Source organism: Rathayibacter sp. VKM Ac-2928, from assembly GCF_022815545.1.
GTDB classification, from domain to species: domain Bacteria; phylum Actinomycetota; class Actinomycetes; order Actinomycetales; family Microbacteriaceae; genus Rathayibacter; species Rathayibacter festucae.
In genome coordinates this window covers 1,015,507-1,030,115 of record NZ_JALGRU010000001.1, presented here as the reverse complement: position 1 = coordinate 1,030,115, position 14,609 = coordinate 1,015,507, and the positions used below count along the sequence as shown (strand labels likewise).

Here is a 14,609-nt window from a genome sequence, read left to right as displayed (position 1 = left end):
CGGAGCGACCCGCTAGGGTCGTCGGCAGTGACACGGGGTGCCCACCAGGGCTGAGATGAGACCCGTCGAACCTGATCTAGTTCGTACTAGCGAAGGGATGTCGCGAATGAGCATTCGCACGCCTGCCCACCCGACCCTCCTCGACGGCCCGGCCGTCGCCCGAGACCTCGACGGGCTGCGGTCCGCCGTGCCGCTCGTTCAGTGCATCACCAACGCGGTGGTCACCGGCTTCACCGCCAACAGCCTGCTGGCGCTCGGCGCGAGCCCCGCGATGTGCGATCTGCCCGGCGAGGCCGGCGTCTTCGCCGGCATCGCCTCCGCGACGCTGGTGAACCTCGGCACCCCGCACGCGGAGCAGCGCGACGGCGCCCGCGAGGCCGTCGCGGCGGCGAACGCGGCCGGCACACCCTGGGTGCTCGACCCGGTCGCCGTCGGCCCGCTGCCGGTGCGCACCGCGCTCGCGGCCGAGCTGCTCGAGGCGCGACCCGCGATCATCCGCGGCAACGCCTCCGAGATCCTCGCCCTCGCCGGCCTCGGTGCGGGCGGTCGCGGTGTCGACGCCGTCGACGGCCCGGAGGAGGCGCTGGAGGCCGCGACTGCGCTCGCCCACCGCTCAGGAGCCGTCGTCGCCGTCTCGGGAGCCGTCGACGTCGTCACCGACGGCGAGCGCGTCGTCCGCGTCGCCGGAGGGCACCCGCTGCTCACCCGCGTCACCGGCGGCGGCTGCGCGCTGGGCGCCGTGATGGCCGCCTTCCTCGGCGCCGGCGGCTCCGACCCGCTCGGCGCCGCGGTCGCCGCCTCCGTGGTCTGGGGCCTCGCCGCCGAGCAGTCCGCCGTCACCGCCGCCGGCCCCGGCTCGTTCGCGGTCGGCCTCCTCGACGCTCTCGCCGCACTCACTGCCGACGACGTCGAGAGCGGAGCGCGGATCGCATGATCGACCTCTCGCTCCAGCTCGTCACCGACACCCGCCTCTGCGGTCCGCGCGGAGTCCCGGCCGTGGTCGCCACGGCCGTCGCCGGCGGCGTCCGCGTCGTCCAGGTCCGCGACCACGACGCGACCGCCGCCGAGCTCGTCGCCCTGACCTGCGCCGTCGCCGCCGTCCTCGACGAGCGCACGACCCTGCTGGTCGACGACCGCGTCGACGTCGTCCTCGCCGCCCGCCTGGCCGGCGCCCGCGTCGACGGCGTGCACGTCGGCCAGTCCGATCTCCCGGTCCTCGCCGCGCGCAGCATCCTCGGCGCCGACGCGGTGATCGGGCTGACGGCGAACACCCCGGCCCACCTCTCCGCCGCGCACGCCCTGCCCGCCGGCACCGTCGACTACCTCGGCGTCGGAGTGATCCGGGCGACGGCGACCAAGCCCGACCACCCGGTCCCACTCGGGATCGACGGCTTCGCCGCCCTCGCCGCCGCGACCCCGCTCCCCTGCGTCGCCATCGGCGGCGTCACGGCCGGCGACGCCGCGGCCCTGCGCCGCGCCGGCGCGGCCGGTCTCGCGATCGTCTCCGCGATCTGCGCGGCCGACGATCCGGAGTCCGCGGCCCGCGCCTTCCGAGCGGAGTGGGACCGATGAGTGCCGCGCTCCCGCTGCCCCGCCCGATCCCCCGCGTCCTCAGCATCGCCGGCACCGACCCGACCGGCGGCGCCGGCATCCAGGCCGACCTCAAGTCGATCGGCGCGCTCGGCGGCTACGGGATGGCCGTGGTCACCGCGCTCGTCGCGCAGAACACCCGCGGCGTGCGCTCGATCCACCTGCCGCCCGCCGCGTTCCTCCGCGAGCAGCTCGACGCGGTCAGCGACGACGTCGAGATCGACGCCGTGAAGATCGGCATGATCGCGAACGCCGAGCTGGGCGGGATCATCGCCGCCTGGCTGGACGACGTCCGCCCGCCGCTCGTCGTCGTCGACCCGGTGATGGTCGCCACCAGCGGCCACCGCCTGCTCGACCCCGAGGCGGAGGAGGCGGTCCGCGCGCTCGTCCGCCGTGCCGGCCTCGTCACGCCCAACCTCCCCGAGCTGGCCGTGCTCGCCGGAGCCGAGCCGGCCGCCGACTGGTCCGCCGCCCTCGAGCAGGCCCGCTCCGTGGCCCGGGATCTCGGCACCGCGGTCCTGGTGAAGGGCGGGCACCTCGACGGCCCGGCGACGCCCGACGCGATCGTCACCCCGGACGGCGGCGTGCGCGAGGTGCCGGGCGAGCGTGTCGCCACCCGCAACACCCACGGCACCGGCTGCTCGCTCTCCTCCGCGATGGCGACGCTCCTCGCCGGCGGCGGGACGACTCCGGACACGCTCACGCAGGCGCTGACCGAGGCGAAGGACTGGCTGAACGGCGCCCTCCGCGGCGCCGACGCGCTCCGTGTCGGCGAGGGCAACGGCCCGATCGACCACTTCCACCGCCTGCGCGCCCCGGCGTTCTGCGAGCGGATGTGGGCCGAGACGGAGCAGCTCCGCGCCGAGATCGACGCGCTGCCGTTCGTGACGGCGCTCGGCGACGGCTGCCTCGCCCGCGACGACTTCGAGTGGTACCTCGAGCAGGACGCGCTCTACCTCACCGAGTACGCCCGGGTCCTCGCGGTCGCGGCGCAGCTCGCGCCGAGCACCGCCGAGCAGATCTTCTGGGCGGAGTCCTCGGCCTCGGCTCTGGCGGCGGAGGCGCAGCTGCACCGCGACCGCCTCGGCGAGCGCACGGCGACGGCCTCCCCCGTCACCCGCGGCTACATCGACCACCTGCTCGCAGTCGGCACGAGAGGGAGCTACGGCGAGATCGTCGCCGCGCTGCTGCCGTGCTTCTGGCTCTATGCGGACATCGGCGTGCGCCTCGCCGCGGCGAACCGGCCCGGGCACCCCTACGCGGACTGGCTCGTCACCTACGCGGATCCTGCCTTCGCCGTCGCGACCGAGCGCGCGATCGCGATCACCGAGGCGGCCGCCGCTCGCGGCACGAACGCGGAACGCGCCGCCATGGGCGACGCGTTCCTGCGCTCGAGCGTGTTCGAGCGCGACTTCTTCGCGGCTCCGCTCAGCCGATCGCCTCGCGGAGGACGTGCATGAGCGCGTCCAGCTGAACCGTGTCGGCCGAGGCGACCTCGGCGTCCGCGCCGTCGAGCGCGCGGGCGGCGAGGCCGGCCTTCGCGTCGATCAGCTCGGCGATCTTGGCGTCGATCGTGTGCGCCGCGATGATGCGCCAGGCCGTGACCGGCTCCTCCTGGCCGATGCGGTGCACGCGGTCGATCGCCTGCGTCTGCTCGGCCGAGGTCCAGGACAGCTCGGCCAGGACGACGTTGGACGAGGCCTGCAGGTTGACGCCGACGCCCGCCGCGGTGAGCGAGCAGACCGCGACCGAGACGTCGGGGTCCTCGTTGAACGCGTCGATCTGCGCCTGGCGGAACGTCGCCGACTGGTCCCCGCGGATCGAGACGGAGGTGAGATCGCGCTTCTCGAAGGTCTCCTCCGCCTGGTCCATCACGTCGATGTGCTTGGCGAAGAAGACCACCTTGCCGACCGAGCGGGCCAGCTGCGAGGCGTAGTCGGCGGCGAGCGCCGCCTTGGCCTGGCCGATCCGGCGCACCATCGTGAAGACGTTCTCGCCGGTCTTGGCCGACTTCGACTCCTCGAGCTCGCTCTGCGCGACGATGCGGACGAAGCGCTCGCGCTCGTCGTCGTCGAGCTCGTGCGTGATCGACGCGGTGACGGCCTTGTAGCGCTGCAGCATCCGGGCGCCGAGCTCGCGCTCCGCCTTCTGGATCGAGCGGCCGAGGTCGTCGTCCAGCTCGACCGGCAGGTCGACGATCCGCTTCGAGGGCAGGTCCGCTGCGACGTCGATCTTCTTCCGCCGGACGATGCCGAGGTCGATGACCGCCTCGCGCGCCTCCGGGTAGAAGCCGGTGTCCGCGGGGGTGAGCCCGGTGTCCTCGAGCAGGCTCATCAGCTCGGGGCCGGGCTTGGTCTCGTCGATCCAGCCGAGGAAGCGCCAGATCGCGCGGAAGTCGTCCACGTCGTTGATCAGCGGCGTTCCCGTGAGGGCGATCATCAGCGGGTCGTGGCCCGGCGTCGTCTCGCGGATCTTCGCGGCCAGCGCCAGCACGCTCTGCGAGCGCTGCGAGCGGAGGTTCTTGATGAAGTGCGCCTCGTCGACGACCATGCCGCGGAAGCCGAGGCTGCCGAGCCATCCGATGTGCCGGTCGAGGATGTCGTAGTTGACGATCACGACGTCGGCGAAGGCGTCGAGCGTGCCGCCGTCGCCGTGGATGACGGTGGCGCGGCGCTGCGGCGTCCAGCGCTCGACCTCGCGCGCCCAGTTCATCTTCACGACGTTGGGCACGACGGCCAGCAGCGGGTAGGAGCCGGTGACGGACGCGGCGAGGAGGCTCTGCGCCGTCTTGCCGAGGCCCGGCTCGTCGGCGAGCAGGAAGCTGCGGTGCCCCTCGCGCGCGCCCTCGATGAAGCGGGCCTGGTGCGGCATCAGGTCGCGCCCGCGCGGCGTCACCCGGTCGATCTTCGGCGGCTCGGGCAGCTCCATGCTGGCGGCGCGGCCGCCGGCGCCGTACTCGAACGCCTTGAAGAGCGGACCGAGCAGCTCCCAGTCGTCGAGGCGACGGCGGGCGGGGGTGGGCGCGCTGGCGATCGAGAAGTCCGGCGGGAGGAAGGGGTTGGCGAGCTGGCGGGCGCGCACCGACGGCGGCACGACCTGGTTGACCGGCATCTCCGGCTTGGGCTCCGGCTCGGTCACGATCAGCAGCTCGTCGGGACTCAGCTCGGCGCCGGCCTCCAGCAGCCAGTCGCGGCGCAGCTTCTGCGCGGCCGCGGTGATGCCGGCCTCCGACTCGAGCAGGGCGATCAGGCTGGTGTCGCGCGCCGCGGTCTTCGCGAGGATCGTCGCGATGCCGTCGAGGCGCTTCATCTCCTCCGCGCGCTGCGAGTCGCTCAGCTCGGTGTCGCTCTTCACCCGCTTGCGCTCCTCGCGCATCAGCAGGGCGATGACGAGGAACTTCGTGCGATTGGTGGGCCCGACCTTGCCGGTCTGGGCCTTCGCCTCGACCTCGCGCACGCGACGGGCGAGGATCGGGATGATCCCGGAGTTGTCGACGCCGCGCGGGCGCGATCGGGGCCGAGTTCCCGGGCTCGCGCTCGTCGAACGACGCGACTGACCGGACTGACGCTGGCCGCTGCGAGCCATGCTCCTCCTCGACGTGGACGGGGGCGGAGGAGGGGTTCCCGCGCTCTACCGTCGCATTGCACTGTGCGAATCTTGCGTGCTGTGCGTGTCTTGCCTGCACCGCTTGTGTTGCACTGGCCGCGTCGCGTCGGAGACGAGACGGGCACCGATGCGCCCGGTGGCCGTCGGGAGCTCCGAGCAACGGGTCTGAGACCCGGTCGCAGCATCCCCGGCGTGCGGGTGCGCGACGAGTCTACTCCTCAGCGCCGGATCGGCGGCACCTGCGCCTGCGGGCGCGTCCAGCGGCCGCCGGATCACTCGGCGACGCGCACCCGGATGATCAGGCCGGCGGCCACCACGACGCCGACCGCGGCCAGGTGCAGCGAGGACCAGACGGCGTCCGGGAACGAGAACGGGAAGACCGGGTTCCAGAGCACGACGATCGGCGCGAGCCCGATCAGCCAGTAGTACGCCTTCGCCTGGATCGCGAACCAGCCGATGACGGCCGCGAGGATCGCCACCGGGTACCGGACGAAGTCGTAGGCGTCGCCGCCGACCAGCGCGAGCCCTGCGAGCAGGATGATCGCCTCGAGGATCCCCGGCGCCAGCGCCATCCGCGCGCTCGAGCGGGACGGGTAGCGGGCGGTCGTGCCGCCGCGCGGGGGGCCGGACTTCTCAGCGTTCACCCGTCGATCGTACGGGGCGGTCCCGACCGCTCCGCTGTGGAACCCCGCACGGGCCCGTTCGGCTCCCGCCCCTCGCGCGAACCGACCCGAACCGGGCGCACGCCCGCGCACAGGCACCAGTCCGCGTCCACTCGCAGAGCCGTGCCCCCGCGCCGTCACGAACGGACCCGGACCGGGTCCTGACTCACCCGCAGACCCCGACAGCTGTCCGTTCGGCCTCCTCGCCCCGAGCGAATCGACCCGGACGGGGCGCGAGTGCGCCCGCAGACCCCATCGAGGGTCGACTCGAAGGAGCGCGGCCCTGTTCGTGAGCGAACGGACGCGAATCGGGTCCGGACAGGCCTGCACACCCCAGCACGCGTCCACTCGAGCGCCGCACACCGATCGAGACGACTCGAAACGGGCGCCGACGCGTTCACGGATCACAGTCCGCGTCGTCTCGCCGGCCGATACCCCCGCCGGGTATCGGCGTCCCGGCGTAAACTGTGCGGGTGATCGAGGATCTGAAGAAGCGCTCCCTGCACCGCGCCCGCATCCTGGCGGGCCAGATGCGCGGCCTCGAGAAGGCCATCGAGAACGAGGACTACTGCGTCGACATCGTCACGCAGTCGCTCGCCATCCAGAAGTCGCTCGGCTCGCTGAACAAGCTGATCGTCGAGAACCACCTGCGCACACACGTGACCGCGATGTTCGACGAGGGCGGCGACGCGCGCGAGGCCGCCATCGCCGAGCTCGTGAAGATCTTCGAGCTGTCGAACAACCGCTCGTGACCGCGCTCACCGCCGTCCGCGGCGACATCACCCGCGAGCAGGTCGACGTGATCGTCAACGCCGCCAACTCGACGCTGCTCGGCGGCGGCGGGGTCGACGGGGCGATCCACCGCGCGGGCGGTCCCGAGATCCTCGAGGAGTGCCGGCGCCTCCGGGCGGGCGAGCTGCGCGACGGACTCCCCGCCGGCTCCGCGGTCGCGACCACCGCCGGCCGCCTGCCCGCCCGCTGGGTCGTGCACACCGTCGGCCCCGTCTACTCGCGGAGTGACGATCGCTCCGCTGTCCTCGCCTCCGCCTACACCGAGTCGATCCGCGTCGCCCGCTCCCTCGGCGCCCGCACCGTCGCGTTCCCCGCTGTCTCCGCCGGCGTCTACGGCTGGCCGATGGCCAGCGCCGCGCGCATCGCCGTCGACTCCGTCCGGCTCGCCGCCGCCGAGGACGGACCGGGCACTCTCGACGAGGTCCGCTTCGTGCTCTTCTCGGACGACGCCCTCGCCGCCTTCCGCGAGGCGCTCGGCTAGCTCGCCGTCCCGGTCGCGGCGCTTGAGCCCGCGTCCGCTCCGGTACCGGAGTCCGTGCCCGAGTCCGTCCCGGTGCCGCTCCCCTGGCCGCCGAACGACCCGGGACCACCACCGCCGGGGAAGCCGCCGTCCGGCATCCCGCCTCGCTGCGACGGGTCGAATCCGCCGACGGCGGAGGACCCGACCGAGTTCCCGACGGCGTAGCCGATCCCGAAGCCGCCGCCCAGCAACAGCAGACCGGCGAGGACGGCGAGCGCGATCCACCGGGCGCGGCGCCGTCGCCAGAGCGGCTGATGCGACCGCGCCGGCTCCGCCGCGCCCGGTGCCGCGGTCCCCGCCGTCGGCGGCGGCCACTCCGCCGTCCCCGGTGCCTGGTTCTCGATCGTGCTGCTCATGCTGCGCCTCCGGCTCTCGTCCGCACCCGGCCGGGTGCACGATCGACAGTGCCGCCACTGCCTATGACCCCGGCAAGAACCGCTGATCGATCCCCGAAGACCCGCATGAACGCGCAATCCGCCGTTCTCGACAACGAGAAAGGGGAGGGGACCACACGGTCCCACTCCCCCTTCGCGGTGAGGCTCTACGCCGTCTTCGGCCGCGCGAACTCGTCGTACGGCAGCGTGATCGGCCGGGTGCGCGGCGGCATCCGCAGCACCGAGTCGAGGGCCGGGCCGAGGGCCTCGCGCCAGGCGCCGTAGCCGGCCTCGTTGAGGTGCAGGCCGTCGGGCGAGTACTGCTCGAGCAGGGCGCCGTCCTCGCCGGCGAGCACCGGCCAGAGGTCGAGGTAGCCGGCGTGCGCGGTGGGCGCGAACTGCCAGAGGTGGCGGTTGACCTCGCGGATCTGCGCGCCGAACTCGCGGGCGCGCGGCAGGATCGAGGTCACCAGGATCCGCACGTCGGGGAGGTCGCGGCGGAAGGTCGCGACGATGGTCTCGATGTTGCGCACGATGTGCTCGGTCGTGCGGTGGTAGGCCAGGTCGTTCGTCCCGACCAGCAGGACCACCGTGTCGGGCGCCCCCTCGACGAGCCCGGGCAGCCGCTCCACGACGTCGTCGCTGGTCGCTCCGCCGATGCCCTCGTCGACGACCGTCGACGCGGTCAACCACTCGTCCCAGGACCCGCCCTGGATGATGCTGTCGCCGATGAAGGCGACCTTTCCCAGCTGGAGATCGCGCCCCGCGTCCGTGTCCGATCGTTCGCTCATCGTGCTCCTCTCGTTCGCGTCCGAGGCGGCGTCGCCGCCCGCGGACCCCTCCATTGTCACCGCTGCGCCCCGCGCCCACCAGGGGAGCGCTCCTCGCCGGCGTCCGCGAGGTCGGTCGCGGTGGCCGTGATGCGGTTGGCCATCCCGTTGAAGATCACGCCGTGGAAGGGCAGCACGGCGAACCAGTAGAGCCGGCCGCCGAGCCCCTGCGGGAAGAACACGGCGCGCTGGGTGTACACCGATCCGCCGTCCTCGCCGGGCTCCGCACGCATCTCCAGCCAGGCACCGCCGGGCACCTTCATCTCCGCGCGAAGGCGCAGCAGCGTCGGCCGCTCGATCGCCTCGACGCGCCAGAAGTCCAGAGCGTCGCCGGCGTGCAGCCGCTCGGAGTCGCGGCGCCCGCGCTGCAGGCCCACTCCCCCGACGAGCTTGTCCATCCAGCCGCGGATCGCCCAGGCCAGCGGGAAGGAGTACCAGCCGTTGGTGCCGCCGATGCCCTCGATGACCCGCCAGAGCTTGGCCGGATCGGCGTCCGTCCTACGGACCTTGAGGTCGACGTAGACCGTGTGGCCGGCCCACTCCGGGTCGCTCGGCAGCGGGTCGCTGGGGGCGCCGACGACCTCGGCGTTCTGCCAGCTGGTCTCGATCTCGCCCGCCTGCATCTTGCCCAGCGCGAGCCGGACCGAGCGGCGGTACGGCGTCAGGCCGCCCTCGGGGTCGGGGATCAGCGCGCGGATGTCGTCCTCGCGCACCACGCAGTCGTACTGCAGCGACGCGATGATCGGCACCGCGAGCGAGCGCGGGATCGGCGTCACCAGATTGACCCACTGCGAGGCGAGCCACGGCGTGAACACCGGCAGCGACGCGATCGGCCGCTGCGCGAGCCCCGCCTCGACCGCGTAGCCGTTCATCATCTGGCCGTAGCGGAGCACGTCCGGCCCGCCGATGTCGAAGGTGCGGTTCAGCGTCGCGTCCTCGAGGGCGGCGGCGCCGAGCAGGTAGTGCAGCACGTCGCGGACGGCGATCGGCTGGATGAAGTTGCGGACCCACTGCGGCGCGGGCATGTACGGCAGCACGTCGGTGAGGTGGCGGACCATCTCGAACGAGGTGGAGCCGGAGCCGATGATGACGCCGGCCTGCAGCGCGATCGTCGGCACGCCGGAGGCCATCAGGATGCGGCCCACCTCGGCCCGTGAGCGCAGGTGCGGCGAGAGCTTCTCCACGTCCGGGTGCAGGCCACCGAGGTAGACGATCCGGTCGACACCGGACGCGAGCGCGGCCTCGGCGACGTTCATGGCGGCGCGGCTCTCCACCTGCTCGAAGCGCGCGTGGTCGGCGCCCGAGCCCATCGAGTGCACGAGGTAGTAGAGGACGTCGACACCTTCGAACGCGGCCGCCAGCGACTCCGGGTCGCTGAGATCGCCCTGCGCCACCTCGACCTCCTCGGCCCACGGGACCTCGGCGAGCTTCCGCGGGTCGCGGACCAGCACGCGGACCCGGTAGCCGGCCTCGAGCAGGCGCGGGGTGAGGCGGCCGCCGATGTAGCCGGTCGCTCCGGTGACGAGCGCCAGCGGGCGCGACGGGTCCGAGGGGCGCGACGGGGCGGGTGAGGATTCGCTCATGCGAGCCACGGTACGCCGCCACCCCTGGACGCTCTCCCGCTGGTGCGCCGCTCCGGCCACTGCTAGGACCGCCGGAGCCACCCCCGCGGACTCCGGAGGCGTCAGCCGGCCGGTCGCTCCGCGCCGAGGATCGTGCGGACCTTCTCGACGTCGTCGTTCATCTGCCGGATCAGCGGCTCGACGCCCTCGTAGGCCACCTGGCCGCGGATCCGCGAGACGAAGGCCACGTCGACGACGCGGTCGTAGAGGTCGATCGTCTCGTCCAGCAGGTAGGCCTCGACCTGCTTGGGCGGCACGCCGACGAAGGTCGGGTTGCTGCCGACGGAGATCGCGGCCGGGTAGCTGCGGCCCTCGGTGACGAAGCGGCCGGCGTAGACGCCGTCGGCGGGGATCAGCCCCTGCGACTCGGGCGAGAGGTTCGCGGTCGGGAAGCCGAGCTCGCGGCCGCGCTTGGCGCCGTGCACGACGACGCCGCGCACCACCGGCTCGTGGCCGAGCAGCCAGGTCGCGTGCTCGACGTCGCCCTCGGCGAGCAGCTCGCGGATCCAGGTGGACGACACCCGGCGGCCGTGCTCGGGCCGCACGTCGTCGATCAGCTCGACCTCGAAGCCGTGGGTCTCGCCCAGCGTGCGCAGCATGGCGACGTCGCCGGCGCCGTGGGCACCGAAGCGGAAGTCCGAGCCGACCAGCACCACGCGCGCCTCCAGGGCGTCGACGAGCACCTGCTGCACGAACTCCTCGGGGGTGAGCGCGCGGAACCGCTCGTCGAACGCCAGCAGGAGGGTCGCGTCGATCCCCGTCCCGGCCAGCAGCTCGAGCTTCTGCTCGTTGCCGACCAGCGCCGGAGGGCACTTCTCCGGGGCGATCACGCTGAGCGGATTGCGGTCGAAGGTGACGACGACCGCCGCGAGACCGCGCTCGCGGGCCCGCGCGTGCAGGGTGTCGATGACGGCCCGGTGGCCGGTGTGCACGCCGTCGAACTTGCCGATGGTGACCGCGGACGGGCCGATGCCGGTGAGGTCGGCGGGGCGCTGCTCGACGCGCATCAGGCCTGCTTCCCCGCGGCGGAGCGCCGGCCCTGCACCCGCAGCCACCAGAGCCCGAGCACCGGCAGCACGAGCGGGATGAGCAGGTAGCCCGCGCCGAACGCCGCCCAGACCGTCGACTGCCGGCCGAACGGATCCGCGCTCGAGAGCCCGAGCAGCTGCGGCGCCAGCACGCTGATCGCGCCGACGACGAGCACGCCCACCAGCTCGAAGGTGATCGTCACGAAGGCGATGCGCTGCCAGACCCGGCCGGGCGCCACGAGGGCGATGGTCGCGAGGATGTAGACGACGGCGGAGAGCGCCGAGAGCGAGAACGCGAGCGGCGCCTCGTCGAAGCGGTCGATGATCTGGAAGACCGAGCGGCCCGTCGCGGCGAGCGCGAGGATGCCGTAGACGACGACGAGGAGGCTGCCGATCCCCCGGGACCGCGCCGAGCGGGCGGGTCGCTGATCGGGGTGTGGCAGAGCTGGGTCCTGGGCCGCCCGTCCGGGCGCATCGCTGGGTTGGTTCGACATCGCAGGGTCAATGGTAGGCGCTCGCTGCGCCCTCTCCCCCTCGGCCGGGGATCGGGAGCGTCAGGCGGCCTGGAAGAACCAGATCTGGTGCATCCGGTAGACCATCACGGCGATCGCGAGGCAGACGACGCCGAGGATGACCGTGCTCCACCGGCTGCGCTCGATCAGCGCCCAGAAGCCGGCGGCGAGCGGCAGGATCAGCGCCGAGACCAGGTAGATGTAGAACTCCGGCAGGCTGCCCGAGGGCCGGTTGCCGACCAGGGGCGAGACGATCGCGACGGCGAGCTGGACGATCAGCAGCAGCTCGACGATCGCGGTGGCCCCGACCGTGACGTCGGAGGGGCGCCGGCCGATCATTCCGAGCACCAGGCAGAGCAGTCCCGCCGCCACGGCGATGCCGACCTGGAGGGTGGTGAACCAATCGATCACGACGTCGCCACCCGGAGGTCCTCGGTGGGGAAGTTGACGACGCTCTTCAGCGCGGCGCCGCGGCGCTCGGCGAGGCCGACCAGGCGCTCCCCCGGACCGACGGCGGCGAGCAGGCCCTTGGCTCCCGCGAACGCCTCGGGCACCGGGATCCGCTTGCCGTTCGCGAGGTCGACCGCCTCGCCGGCGTCCAGGTGCAGCAGCGGGAACAGCTCGCCCGCGACAGCGGTCGGCGTGAGCAGGGCGGCGGGGACGTCGAGCTCGTCGATGACGCCGGCCCCGGCGACCCGGAACGGGCCGACGGCCGTGCGGCGGAGCACGGTGAGGTGCCCGCCGACGCCGAGCGCGGCGCCGAGGTCGCGCGCGAGCGCGCGGATGTAGGTGCCGGAGGAGCAGGTGACGCGGACGTCGAGGTCGAGGAAGCCGTCGGCCTCGCGGCGCTCGAGGACGTCGAAGGCGCTCACGGTGACGGGACGGGCCGGCAGCACGACCTCCTCGCCGTCGCGCACCCGGGCGTAGGCGCGGCGGCCGTCCACCTTGATGGCGCTGACGGCACTCGGGATCTGCTCGATCGCACCGGTGAGAGTCGCCACAACGGCGTCGACCGCCTCGGCGGTGAGGGCCGCCACGGCACCGGGCTCGGCGGTCGTGAGCGTCTCGCCCTCGCGGTCGTCGGTGCTCGTCGCGGCGCCGAGGCGGATCGTCGCCTCGTACTCCTTGTCGAGGCCGACCAGGTAGGTGAGGAGCCGCGTCGAGGGGCCGAGGCCCAGGATCATCAGCCCGGTCGCCATCGGATCGAGCGTCCCGGCGTGTCCGACCTTGCGCGTCCCGGCGCGGCGGCGGGTCCGCGAGACGAGGTCGTGGCTGGTGATCCCGCCCGGCTTGTCCAGCAGGAGGATCCCGTTCGGAGCCGCCGCAGAAGGGCTGGGAGTCTCGAGCACGGGTGCGAGGATACACGCGCAGTTCGGGAGTCGGCCCCGCGGAGCCCGCGCCCGGCACGACCGCCGCTCGCCGCGGTTCTAGGCTGTCCGGATGAGGATCGCCGTACTCGGAGCGGGCGCCGTCGGCGGCACCGTCGCCGCTCTCCTGGACCGCGCAGGACACGACGTCGAGGTGACCGCCCGGGGCGAGAACCTCACGGCGATCCGGCGGCAGGGCCTTCGCCTCGACGGCGCCTGGGGCGAGCACACCGCCTGGGTGCGCTGCGGCGAGACGCTCGACCTCGTCCCTGATCTCGCCGTGCTCTGCACGAAGGCGCAGGACGCCGAGGACGCGCTCCGCGCCAACCGCCGCACGGTCGACGGCACGCTCCTCGTCGTGGTTCAGAACGGGCTCGACGGCCTCGACGCCGCCGCCCGCCAGGTCCGCGACGCCCGCCTCGTCGGCGCGCTCGCCCTCTTCGCGGCCAGCCACCTCGAGCCCGGCCGCGTCACGGTGACCGCCCCGGCGACGACGACTCTCGGCGTCCCCGGCCGCCTCGCCGACGACGACGTCCGCCGGGCCGCCGCGATCCTCGGCGAGGCGGTGCCCACGGCCACCACCGACGACTTCCTCGGGGCGCAGTGGACGAAGCTGCTGATCAACGAGGTCAACGCGCTGCCCGCGATCACCGGCCTCTCGGTGCAGGAGACGATCGCGCACCCGGGCCTGCGCCGGCTGCTCGCGCGGGCGATGCGGGAGGCGGCGCGGACCGGCCTGGCCGCCGGCGTCCGCTTCGGCGCGCTGCAGGGTCTCTCCGACGCCCGGATCCGCGCGCTCGCCGCCGCGCCGCTGCCGGTCGTCGAGCTGCTGCCCCGGCGGATGGCGACCCGGATGGGCGACGTGCCGAACCCCGGGTCGACGCTGCAGAGCGTGCGGCGCGGAGTCCCGAGCGAGATCGACCACCTGGCCGGCGCCGTCGTCCGCACCGCGCACCGCCTCGGGCGCGAGGCGCCGGTCAACCAGCTGCTCGTGGAGCTCGTGCACGAGGTCGAGCGCTCGGGCGCGTTCCTGCCGCCGGACGACGTGGTCCGGCGGGCGTCCTCCGTCTAGCGGAGGAGCGCGGGACAGCTCAGCAGGAGTCGGCGAAGAGCCGGCGCGGGTGCTCCGGGTCGCGGACGTCCACCAGGATCCCCGCGATCCGCTTCGGATCCGTGCTCGCCCGGTAGGCCTCGTCGACTGGCGGCTCCTGGGTGTCGAGCCGGATCGACGTGCTCCACGCTCCGCGGAGCTCGGGGCGCAGAGCGAACGGCCCGTCGACGAGCAGCACGGCGTCGCGGCCGGCGGTGCGCCAGCGCGCCTGCCGCGCCTCGTCGCGCACGCCGTCGTAACCGGCCAGGACGAAGCCGGTGCTGCCGCCCAGCTTGAACGGATCGAGCAGCACCCGGCGCAGCAGCTCGTAGTCGTAGCCCGCGAGGTAGGCGCGCTGCGCCTCCGGGATCGACGGATCCTCCCGCTCGGCCCGGGGACGGCGGAAGTCGGCGAGGTGCGCGACCACCGTGTCCCGGCCCGCCCGGCGCATCGCCTCGGCCAGTGCGAGCGCGAACGCGCCGGACACCTCCGGGTCGTCGCCGTCGATCCCGATCGTCACGCGGCCGTGCCCGTAGTTGTGCAGCACCTCCGCCGCGAGAGCGTCGAGCACATCGGCCTTCTGCGGAGCCCACTTGGTCATTCGCCCACGATACGC

Annotated in this window: 16 protein-coding genes and 1 riboswitch; of the genes, 6 read left to right on the top strand and 10 right to left on the bottom strand. The window is 73.6% G+C overall.

Features of this window, described 5'->3' with window-relative positions:
* Window positions 1-23: 23 nt before the first annotated feature.
* A riboswitch (TPP riboswitch) is annotated at window positions 24-115 on the top strand.
* The 3 genes from thiM to thiD all read left to right on the top strand — a co-directional run bounded on the left by thiM (window position 107) and on the right by thiD (window position 3,050).
* Complete coding sequence (gene thiM, locus MT350_RS04830) at window positions 107-934, top strand: hydroxyethylthiazole kinase (RefSeq protein ID WP_243598990.1); 828 nt, start codon at window positions 107-109, stop codon at window positions 932-934. (Overlaps the previous riboswitch by 9 nt.)
* Window positions 931-1,572: a thiamine phosphate synthase gene (thiE, locus tag MT350_RS04825; RefSeq protein WP_243598989.1), complete on the top strand. Its 642-nt coding sequence runs from the start codon at window positions 931-933 to the stop codon at window positions 1,570-1,572. The genes thiM and thiE overlap by 4 nt, the downstream gene beginning before the upstream one ends.
* The gene (gene thiD / locus MT350_RS04820) at window positions 1,569-3,050 is read left to right on the top strand and encodes a bifunctional hydroxymethylpyrimidine kinase/phosphomethylpyrimidine kinase (RefSeq protein ID WP_243598988.1); all 1,482 of its coding nucleotides are present in this window, start codon (window positions 1,569-1,571) and stop codon (window positions 3,048-3,050) included. Before thiE ends, thiD begins: the two co-directional genes overlap by 4 nt.
* On the opposite strand, the gene MT350_RS04815 is transcribed toward thiD, so the two are convergent.
* Window positions 3,019-5,175: a DEAD/DEAH box helicase gene (locus MT350_RS04815; protein WP_243598987.1), complete on the bottom strand. Its 2,157-nt coding sequence runs from the start codon at window positions 5,173-5,175 to the stop codon at window positions 3,019-3,021. The genes thiD and MT350_RS04815 overlap by 32 nt on opposite strands.
* 293 nt (window positions 5,176-5,468) lie before the next feature.
* The gene (locus MT350_RS04810; RefSeq protein ID WP_243586532.1) at window positions 5,469-5,840 is read right to left on the bottom strand and encodes a DUF6804 family protein; all 372 of its coding nucleotides are present in this window, start codon (window positions 5,838-5,840) and stop codon (window positions 5,469-5,471) included.
* Window positions 5,841-6,331: 491 nt separating this feature from the next.
* On the opposite strand from MT350_RS04810, the gene MT350_RS04805 reads away from it, so the two are divergent.
* Both MT350_RS04805 and MT350_RS04800 read left to right on the top strand, forming a co-directional pair.
* Entirely contained in the window at window positions 6,332-6,610 is a 279-nt protein-coding gene (locus MT350_RS04805; RefSeq protein WP_123445545.1) for a metal-sensitive transcriptional regulator, read from the top strand.
* A complete protein-coding gene (locus MT350_RS04800) occupies window positions 6,607-7,131 on the top strand; it encodes an O-acetyl-ADP-ribose deacetylase (RefSeq protein ID WP_243598986.1) in 525 nt (174 codons plus the stop codon). The genes MT350_RS04805 and MT350_RS04800 overlap by 4 nt, the downstream gene beginning before the upstream one ends.
* Here the strand turns inward: MT350_RS04800 and MT350_RS04795 are convergent.
* The 7 genes from MT350_RS04795 to truB all read right to left on the bottom strand — a co-directional run bounded on the left by MT350_RS04795 (window position 7,128) and on the right by truB (window position 12,885).
* Window positions 7,128-7,526 carry a hypothetical protein gene (locus tag MT350_RS04795; protein WP_243598985.1) on the bottom strand — a complete coding sequence of 133 codons (399 nt, stop codon included), beginning with the start codon at window positions 7,524-7,526 and terminating at the stop codon, window positions 7,128-7,130. The genes MT350_RS04800 and MT350_RS04795 overlap by 4 nt on opposite strands.
* Window positions 7,527-7,711: 185 nt before the next feature.
* On the bottom strand, window positions 7,712-8,335 hold the full coding sequence (locus MT350_RS04790; protein WP_243598984.1) for a GDSL-type esterase/lipase family protein: 624 nt from the start codon (window positions 8,333-8,335) through the stop codon (window positions 7,712-7,714).
* 56 nt (window positions 8,336-8,391) lie between these two features.
* Window positions 8,392-9,957, bottom strand: coding sequence for an SDR family oxidoreductase (locus MT350_RS04785; protein WP_243615484.1), 1,566 nt, complete (start codon window positions 9,955-9,957; stop codon window positions 8,392-8,394).
* A gap of 101 nt (window positions 9,958-10,058) precedes the next feature.
* Window positions 10,059-11,003 (bottom strand): bifunctional riboflavin kinase/FAD synthetase, encoded by a 945-nt coding sequence (locus MT350_RS04780; protein ID WP_123735383.1) that lies wholly within the window; start codon window positions 11,001-11,003, stop codon window positions 10,059-10,061.
* Window positions 11,003-11,518 (bottom strand): hypothetical protein, encoded by a 516-nt coding sequence (locus MT350_RS04775; RefSeq protein WP_243598983.1) that lies wholly within the window; start codon window positions 11,516-11,518, stop codon window positions 11,003-11,005. Before MT350_RS04775 ends, MT350_RS04780 begins: the two co-directional genes overlap by 1 nt.
* A gap of 60 nt (window positions 11,519-11,578) precedes the next feature.
* Window positions 11,579-11,947 (bottom strand): hypothetical protein, encoded by a 369-nt coding sequence (locus MT350_RS04770; RefSeq protein ID WP_123735382.1) that lies wholly within the window; start codon window positions 11,945-11,947, stop codon window positions 11,579-11,581.
* The gene (gene truB / locus MT350_RS04765) at window positions 11,944-12,885 is read right to left on the bottom strand and encodes a tRNA pseudouridine(55) synthase TruB (RefSeq protein WP_243598982.1); all 942 of its coding nucleotides are present in this window, start codon (window positions 12,883-12,885) and stop codon (window positions 11,944-11,946) included. The genes MT350_RS04770 and truB overlap by 4 nt, the downstream gene beginning before the upstream one ends.
* Before the next feature lie 91 nt (window positions 12,886-12,976).
* On the opposite strand from truB, the gene MT350_RS04760 reads away from it, so the two are divergent.
* The gene (locus MT350_RS04760) at window positions 12,977-13,975 is read left to right on the top strand and encodes a ketopantoate reductase family protein (protein WP_243615483.1); all 999 of its coding nucleotides are present in this window, start codon (window positions 12,977-12,979) and stop codon (window positions 13,973-13,975) included.
* Between the two features lie 19 nt (window positions 13,976-13,994).
* Here MT350_RS04760 and MT350_RS04755 read toward each other — a convergent pair whose 3' ends face one another.
* Complete coding sequence (locus tag MT350_RS04755) at window positions 13,995-14,594, bottom strand: hypothetical protein (protein ID WP_243598980.1); 600 nt, start codon at window positions 14,592-14,594, stop codon at window positions 13,995-13,997.
* Between the last annotated feature and the right edge of the window lie 15 nt (window positions 14,595-14,609).

What these genes read in the sequence shown, in the direction of transcription:
- MT350_RS04760 (WP_243615483.1), top strand. Translation starts at nt 12,977, where the DNA reads ATGAGGATCGCCGTACTCGGAGCGGGCGCCGTCGGCGGCACCGTCGCC.
- MT350_RS04780 (WP_123735383.1), bottom strand. Translation starts at nt 11,003, where the DNA reads ATGCGCGTCGAGCAGCGCCCCGCCGACCTCACCGGCATCGGCCCGTCC.
- MT350_RS04795 (WP_243598985.1), bottom strand. Translation starts at nt 7,526, where the DNA reads ATGAGCAGCACGATCGAGAACCAGGCACCGGGGACGGCGGAGTGGCCG.
- MT350_RS04775 (WP_243598983.1), bottom strand. Translation starts at nt 11,518, where the DNA reads ATGTCGAACCAACCCAGCGATGCGCCCGGACGGGCGGCCCAGGACCCA.
- thiD (WP_243598988.1), top strand. Translation starts at nt 1,569, where the DNA reads ATGAGTGCCGCGCTCCCGCTGCCCCGCCCGATCCCCCGCGTCCTCAGC.
- thiE (WP_243598989.1), top strand. Translation starts at nt 931, where the DNA reads ATGATCGACCTCTCGCTCCAGCTCGTCACCGACACCCGCCTCTGCGGT.
- MT350_RS04790 (WP_243598984.1), bottom strand. Translation starts at nt 8,335, where the DNA reads ATGAGCGAACGATCGGACACGGACGCGGGGCGCGATCTCCAGCTGGGA.
- MT350_RS04785 (WP_243615484.1), bottom strand. Translation starts at nt 9,957, where the DNA reads ATGAGCGAATCCTCACCCGCCCCGTCGCGCCCCTCGGACCCGTCGCGC.
- MT350_RS04755 (WP_243598980.1), bottom strand. Translation starts at nt 14,594, where the DNA reads ATGACCAAGTGGGCTCCGCAGAAGGCCGATGTGCTCGACGCTCTCGCG.
- MT350_RS04815 (WP_243598987.1), bottom strand. Translation starts at nt 5,175, where the DNA reads ATGGCTCGCAGCGGCCAGCGTCAGTCCGGTCAGTCGCGTCGTTCGACG.
- thiM (WP_243598990.1), top strand. Translation starts at nt 107, where the DNA reads ATGAGCATTCGCACGCCTGCCCACCCGACCCTCCTCGACGGCCCGGCC.